Source organism: Arthrobacter sp. Y3223164 (genome assembly GCF_059091005.1).
In genome coordinates, this window is the sequence record NZ_JBNHGF010000584.1 from 1 (window position 1) to 1283 (window position 1283).

General features: G+C 70.2%; 2 protein-coding genes. Both read left to right on the forward strand.

What is annotated here, in order from left to right; all coding sequences use genetic code 11:
* Positions 1 to 238: 238 nt before the first annotated feature.
* Positions 239 to 739: an HNH endonuclease gene (locus AC5RUJ_RS16590; RefSeq protein ID WP_493979388.1), complete on the forward strand. Its 501-nt coding sequence runs from the start codon at positions 239 to 241 to the stop codon at positions 737 to 739.
* A partial coding sequence (mobA, locus tag AC5RUJ_RS16595) for a molybdenum cofactor guanylyltransferase (RefSeq protein WP_494156284.1) occupies positions 736 to 1283 on the forward strand: 548 nt, incomplete at its 3' end. The genes AC5RUJ_RS16590 and mobA, both read left to right, overlap by 4 nt.

Sequence of the window (1283 nt, forward strand, 5' to 3'; positions counted from 1 at the left end):
TGTCAGGAGGTTAGGCGCCTGCGCGGACCGGTCTCGCCACGGCCCAAGGTGGGCCCCGCGGGTGTCCGTCGCCGCGCCACCGGACCGCCCGCGGCATCATTCCTATGGCCCACGGGCGGTGAAAAAGTTAGCGCGGAACGCACTCGCCGTCATACTCTTTGACTGTCAGTGCAGAAAATCCAGTCCCGGACCGGGATCTGAAGCACCGGTCGGGTTGGCCAGACCTAGAGGAATGTGCATGCGCACACTCGTTCTGAATGCTGGTTACGAACCCCTGGCGGTTGTCACCTTCCGCCGGGCGCTGCTTCTTGTGCTCACCGGCAAAGCCAGCGTGATCGCCGAAGACGGGGACCCCGTCGTCGGCCCCAACGACATACTGGGCCGCCCCTCGGTCATCCTGCTCAACCGCTACATTAAGATGCCGTACAACAAGGACACCGCGGTGACCCGCCGCGGCGTCCTGCGCCGCGACAACCACCTCTGCGCCTACTGCGGGAAGACAGCCACCACGGTGGACCACGTCAAGCCCCGGTCCCGCGGGGGAGAAGACAGTTGGGAGAATCTGGTGGCTTGCTGCCTGCGCTGCAACAACGCCAAGGGCGACCGCACGCTGGCCCAGATGGGCTGGAGCCTGCGCTTCACGCCCCGGCCGCCCAGCGGCGCCCGCTGGCGGATCCGCGACCTGGACCGTCCAGCCCCGGCCTGGAGCCAGTTCCTCGACACCCATACCGCCGCGTGACCGCTCCGCTTTTCGACGCCGTCGTGCTGGCCGGCGGCCGGTCCTCGCGCCTGGGCGGCAGCCCCAAGGCACTGTTGCGGCTCGAGGGGTCCACCCTGTTGCGCCGCACGCTGGAGGCCGTCCGGGGGGCCCGGCGGATCTCCGTCGTCGGCCCCGACGACCTGTCCGAGGAAGTGGAAGCTTTCCGCCGCACCCTGGTCCCGCAGCCGCTGCGGCTGACGCTCACCCGGGAGGACCCGCCGTTCTCCGGCCCGGCAGCGGGCATCGCGGCGGGGATTCAAGCGCTGTTACGGGACGACGACGGCGGTGCCTCCGTCCAGGCGCTGTTACGGGACGACGACGGCGGGGCCTCAGCGCGGGCGCCGTTCACGCTGCTCTTCGCCTGCGACATGCCGATGCTGGCCGGGCTGCCGGAATTGCTGCTGCGCCACGCCGTCGGCCGGCCGGAGGCCAGGCTCTGGATCCCGGTCGACGCCGACGGCAAACAGCAGCCGCTGGCTTGCTGCGCGGACAGCGCAGCGCTGGAGGCCGCGGTGCGGAACGC